Raw genomic sequence first — 5,995 nt, 5'->3', positions numbered from 1 at the left:
CTTCTCAGCACATCCTTCACGTTCCGACAGGGAAACGACCAGCCGTTTCACGACACACAGTGCCGTCGTTCCCGCCTGCTGCCTGCCGTCGAGCGTGAAACGGATTTCCAGATCGATCGGTCCTTCGATACGTCCCAATGGAACCTTGCACCGAACCGACCGCCCCGGCGTGGGAACCAGGGCCGCAACCTGCCGGAAGGGGCCGTTGTCCCCGGACGGCCTCATGCCCAGGGCACTGACCACCGGAGGCTGGCCGTCATCGCGCACCCAGGTCTGAAGGTCGCACACCGCCTGTCCGTAAGCGGGAATGCCGAAGAGACGGAAGCCGGCGCTGCCGCCGCCATTCGCCGGGATGATGACGTACATCAGCCGCTCGTCGATCTCGAAGCCGCCGGGCGCCCTGTCGCCGACACAGTCGGGCCGGAAAGCCCGCCTGTGGAGCAGGCAATCGATCTCCGCAGCCTGTCCGTCCGCCCAGCCCTTCAAAAGCCCGCTCATCAGATCGATGCCGGCCAGGTTGGCTTCGGCACCGTCAAGGTCGGTCGCCGCGAGCATCCGATGCCAGTTCAAGTGGTTGAAAGCCGATGTGCGGTCCGCATTGGCACCGAACACAAATTCCGGACGCGCTTTGAAAAAGCTGTCCACCGTCGCGGTGGACAGCAGTCCGTTCCGGGCCATCTCGCCCAGAAATTTCGGGAAATGATAATGGGCGATCCGTGGCCACCTGGAAATCCAGTGCGACTTATCCCCTTCACGATAGACGAGAAGGGGATGGTTGATGAAGCAGCATTTCCCATAAGTCAAAGCGTTCAAATTGAAGCAGATCGGGGAAATCTCAAGACCAACCAAGTGACGATTCACCACATCATGGAGAGGAAGAACCTTGACGATATTAGCACTCATCCTGAGAAATTCGCGACCGATGTCGAGAATTGACTGATCCTTTTCGAGAAAGTGAACTCCAGGCTCATATCGGGAGCTTGGCATGAATTCATCGTGGATTATGTCGCTCAATCCCGCATCGACGACCAGGTTGCCGAGATGGAACAAGGTCACGGTCCTGTCGCCATGGCGCGCGACCAGATCGGCAATCTGTTGCAAGGCACCGGGTGCCGGCAGATCGTCGTCCCCAATGATCCACCGGTACGGGGTTTCGCTGAACATATACAAGGACGAGATGTTCAGGTCCGCCCCGACATTGCAGAAGGATCCTCTGTATCGGACGAATGGAAATATTTCGGTGATTTTTTCTATCAACCGAATATTGCGCTCGTCTTTGCCATTGTCGTGGATATCGACCGCAATGTGCTGGTCGAGTTGGCAGATCTGCCGGCAGAGGACAGCGATGAGATCCTGTGTCTCGACATGGCGGTTGTAAATCGGAACACCAATGCTGATGGTTCGGTTCACCGGCTTCGGCGGCACGGGAACAGCATCCGCGAGGGCGTTTCGCAGAAAGGCCTGGGCCTCGGCGATGTCCCGGTGAACCGCGCCAAGGATCTCGATTTGCTCGGATCGCATCGTCTGCATCAGGCGTCACCAACCTTACCTTTTCGCAGGGGTGCCTGGTCGATCAGCATGTTGGCACGATGCTCCGTGCGGGGAAGAAAGGGATACATATCCTCAAGCGGGCTGGAGGACATGCTGCCATCGGCCTCGATCCGGGAAGAAAGCGCCGGGATCACCGGCTGGTCAGCCGGCATGACGACATCGACGACAAAGGGACCCGGCACCGCCAGCACCCGCTCCAGCGCATCGTCCAGTTCCGCCAACGACGACACGCGCTCCGCCGGCAGCCCATAGGCGGCACAAAGCTTGAGCGTATCCGGCATGCTGATCCCGCTTTCGGCACCTTCGCCGATCAGGCGTCCGGCAAAATACCTCTGCTGGGTCGACCGGATCGACAGATAGCCGGCATTGTTCAGCACGAACAGCTTGACGGGCAGCCGATGGTGGAAAAGGGTCTGCAATTCCTGGACATTCATCTGCAGCGAACCGTCGCCGGTAATGGCCAGCACCCGCCGCTCGCCTCCGGCGAAGGCCGCTCCGATGGCGGCCGGCAGCGTATAGCCCATGCAGGCCATTCCGCCCGAGGTGATGAAGCGCTGCCCCGGTCGGGTCAGCCGGATCGCCTGCGCGGTGGCATACATGGCCGTTCCGGTATCGCAGACGAAGATGTCGCCTTCCTGCGACCGTCGGGACAAAGCCGCGATCAGCCCATGGCTGTGCACGCCGCCAATGCTGTCGGCGGGATCGGGAACATCCGCCCTGTATCGGGTCTTCCAATCCGTGCAGCGCGCCAGCCATGCGGCTCGCGCGGATGGCTGGGCCGGTGTCGCGGCATGCTCCGCCTCTTCAAGCAGGCGGTCGATGAATGACTTCGCATCGGCCACCAGCAGTTGATCGATGGCGATCGTCGGCTTCCGATGGGCGGTCGGGTCGATATCCACGACGATCCGGGTCGCGGCGCGGGCGAATCCGGCAGGGTCGTAGCCAATGACCGAAACCGGCAGGCTGGTGCCGATCGCCAGGATAAGATCGGCGTTCTGCATGGCATAATTCGCCGCACGGTCGCCCCTGACGCCCGGCTTGCCGATATAGACGGGCAGATCGTGGCTCATCACGTCGAGCCCGAGATAGGGGGTGACAACCGGGATGGTGTGGCGTTCGGCCAGGTTCCTGAGGGCGTCGCACGCTCCCGCCAATCGAACGCCCTGCCCTGCGATGATGACGGGCCGTTCGGCACGGCAAAGCCGCTGCCATGCCTGTGCCACCTCGCCGGGCGCAGCCCGCATGGAATGACCGGGCGCAGCCCGCACGAAATCATCGCGCGCAGCCTGCGCCACATCTTCGCGCGCCGGAAGCGGAACGCCGCTCCCGTCCTCCTCCGTGCCGTATCCGACCAGATTCTCCGGTTCGACCCAGGCGGCCTGAACATCCATCGGAATGTCGATCCACACCGGACCGGGGCGTCCGGAGCGGGCGATATGGACCGCCCTTTCCAGCTCGTAGCGAATGCGCAGGGGATCGGTCAGCATGACCGCATGCTTGGAAATCGATGAAACGATGGGGACGATGTCCAACTCCTGCACGCCGAACTGGCGCAGGCCCGGCACCCCGGCGATGTGGGAGGCCGCCGCCAGCTTGACCTGCCCGGACAGGAACAGGCATGGCACGCTGTCCTGCCATGCTCCGACAAGGCCGGTGATGGCATTGGTGGCTCCCGGCCCGGTGGTGAAGCAGCCGACCGCAAAATGTCCGTTGATGCGGGCATAGGCATCCAACGCCATGGCGGCCGACTGCTCGTGATGCAGGCAAACCGCCCGCAGATCCGGATGGCGGGCGATGCTGTCGGTCAGGTGCATGATCCCGGCGCCCGACACGAGAAAGACATCCCGCAAGCCAAGAGTGTCGGCAATGAAGGCGGCGATATAGTCGGAAACTCTGATCGTCATTTGAAACTCGCACCGAACGGCCGACCGGTTGCATCGCCCTGGCAGGCTTCAGCAATTGGCCCGTCTATTGACGGAAACTGTCGTCGAAATCCGCAAGCTTATTCTTAAGTTGCGGTATATCAACAGAAATATCTCCAAACCGCGGGTCCAGGAAAAAGGCTTTCTTGTGTATTTTCTCGATCCGCGCTTCGATAAAGTCATGAGACAAGCCCAGAATACCGGAAATCTTCCTGTAGAACTCCGGCGGCTTGAATTCGCCAACGATCTCAAGAACTTTCGCCCCTGAAGCCATGAAGGCGATATTCGTGAAGGCTGCGCCGTGCACCCCGACGACATGACTGGCATCGGCGAACAGGCTGACTTGCTCGACAACTGAGAGCGTCTCCGGATGAACGATTTCATAGCCGGCAGCCATCATGAGTTCAACGACATCCGCATCGTTCAACAGGCGCCTGATGGAAGCGCCTCCGCGAGACAGATACAGCTTTCGCTTTCCTTGCCCTCCACCGCCGCCTGGTTTTCCGAGAAATGCGTTTCGCAACCAGGACAATGTTTCAGGGTCAACCACGGATTGCCACCAATCCGGCACGCCCATGAAGGTCCTTCTGCCTGGGATTCTGGTGGTTGCCCAAAGCTGCGAGCAGCGGAATACCTTATCCTGGCCAGGATCGAGATACCGCGAGAAGTCGAAACCGATGTGCTCCAGGGACTGTGTTTGGAAAGGCGTAAGTTCCGCACTGAATATGACGGGGACTTTCCTGAGAATTCCATCCCTTTCCAGAATTCCAAGGCCTGGAAGATAATCCATCATCCAGTGATAGTAATTCTTTCCACCTCCAACAAAGATGGCTTCATCGACCTCAATGACATTGGCCTCTTTCCCCGTGCCGAACCTCGTGTTCGGGAGGTTTACAATATCCGAAGATGCATCGCTTTCAATATGATAGCAAAGATCCCGGCACAACCGGTTTTTTACCATGACCGACTGGCTTGAAACGCCGACATAAGCATCATGACTATGCAGAAGCCTTCGATGTTGAGACAAAGGCAGCAGATGACAGAGGCCCTCTTTCTCCATATCCCGAATGCTGCATACCTTGATTATTTCTGGAGAATTCACCCCTGCCGTCAAGAAACTTTTATAAGTCTCCAATGTATTTTTAACTTTCCAATCGGCGCTTTTCACCGACAGTATATTGAATTTTTCAATCGCCAACGAAATTCCCAACAATGAAATAAGAATATTTGCGTTTTCGATAAATTTCTTCTCATCAACCTCAGGATTTTCCAACAATTTCTTTGTAATTTCCACTGAACTCTCAACGTCATTATCCTTTATTGAAATAGACAAAAGTATTTGATGGAAAATAAATGAGTTTTGATTTTTCTCAAGTTCCTTTCTTATGATTTCCTTAGCCAGATCAGTTTTCCCCACTGCCTCATAGCAACGGGCAAGCACCATATAAAGAGAGCGATCGTTCGGGTTCAGGATTTCTGAACGTTCCAGAAGTCGGATTGCTTCTGCAAATTCGCCTTGCTCCGAGCAAACGCCAGAGATATGAATATAATATTTCTCTGAATTTGGCTCAAGCGCGGCGAATATTTTCATAATTCTTTTCGCACGCTCATAATCACCGGAGCGAGCGGCAGCGATATACCCGGTAAACAACACATTCTTCACATCTGGATTGACGTCCATAAGCCTGCCTTGCCATCAAGCGCGAACAAAAACCTATCCATTCGCAATGGTATGCAGCCCCTTCCTGAACAAATCAACACAGCATCTGGTATATTTATAAACAAATTTCCTCGAAGCGAAGAAATTCCGCACCGGATATCGACCGACATGCCTATACGCGCCCAAAGAGAAAGGGGCGCCCTTGCGGACGCCCCCTCCCTTACCCTTGGCTTGGCTCAGGCCGCCGTCATCAACCGAGGTTGATGTCGGAGAGCGAGAGGACCGTGCCGTTGTAGACGCCGAGCAGCCGGACCTCGGTGGCGGCCACCTGGCCGTCGCCGTTGGTGTCGACCACCTGGTAGAGGCCGGAGCTGGTGCCGTTGTTGGCCAGAACCAGCGTGCTCGCACCAGCCGACGAGTTCGTCAGCGTTCCCAGCGCCGTGCGGAAGTTGGCGAGGGTCGCATCCGTCAGGCTGCCGCTGACGACCGAGGTCAGGCTCACCAGCTCGTTGGAGCTGACGTTCACGCCGTTGGTCGCCGCAGAGGCCGTCGAGAGCGAGGCATCGCCGTTCTTGTCCGCATCGGTCCGGGCCGCACCGGTCAGCTGCACCTTGTCGGTGCCCGACTGGAAGTTCGAGACCGAGACGAAGCCGCTGTTCGCGCCCAGCGCCGAGATGTCGGTGAAGGACGAGTAGACGACCGTGTCGGTGCCGCCGCCCGGGGCCAGGGTCAGGCTGTCGCCCGTACCGGCCTGGAAGCGGATGCCCGCACCACCCGTGACCGTGATCACGTCGGTGCCGGTGCCGCTGATCAGCGTCTCGATGCCGGAGACCGACATCGTCACACCGGTGTTGCCCAGCGT

At 58.1% G+C, this 5,995-nt stretch carries 4 protein-coding genes; all 4 read right to left on the bottom strand.

All coding sequences use genetic code 11. From position 1 onward, the window contains the following. Positions 1-1,530, bottom strand: a 1,530-nt coding sequence (locus I71_RS25215) for a glycosyltransferase family 2 protein (RefSeq protein WP_042700229.1), incomplete at its 3' end; no start/stop codon positions are given. Further along, positions 1,530-3,455: a thiamine pyrophosphate-binding protein gene (locus I71_RS25210; RefSeq protein WP_042700226.1), complete on the bottom strand. Its 1,926-nt coding sequence runs from the start codon at positions 3,453-3,455 to the stop codon at positions 1,530-1,532. The genes I71_RS25210 and I71_RS25215, both read right to left, overlap by 1 nt. Positions 3,456-3,519: 64 nt before the next feature. Next, positions 3,520-5,154, bottom strand: coding sequence for a glycosyltransferase 61 family protein (locus I71_RS36420; protein WP_083897392.1), 1,635 nt, complete (start codon positions 5,152-5,154; stop codon positions 3,520-3,522). Between the two features lie 229 nt (positions 5,155-5,383). After that, positions 5,384-5,995, bottom strand: a 612-nt coding sequence (locus tag I71_RS25200; RefSeq protein ID WP_042700221.1) for a hypothetical protein, incomplete at its 5' end; no start/stop codon positions are given.

The organism is Azospirillum sp. B506, assembly GCF_000333595.1.
Lineage (GTDB): Bacteria > Pseudomonadota > Alphaproteobacteria > Azospirillales > Azospirillaceae > Azospirillum.
The sequence above is the reverse complement of the archived record's forward strand: the minus strand, read 5'-3'. Positions and strand labels throughout refer to the sequence as shown.

What these genes read in the sequence shown, in the direction of transcription:
- I71_RS25210 (WP_042700226.1), bottom strand. Translation starts at nt 3,455, where the DNA reads ATGACGATCAGAGTTTCCGACTATATCGCCGCCTTCATTGCCGACACT.
- I71_RS36420 (WP_083897392.1), bottom strand. Translation starts at nt 5,154, where the DNA reads ATGGACGTCAATCCAGATGTGAAGAATGTGTTGTTTACCGGGTATATC.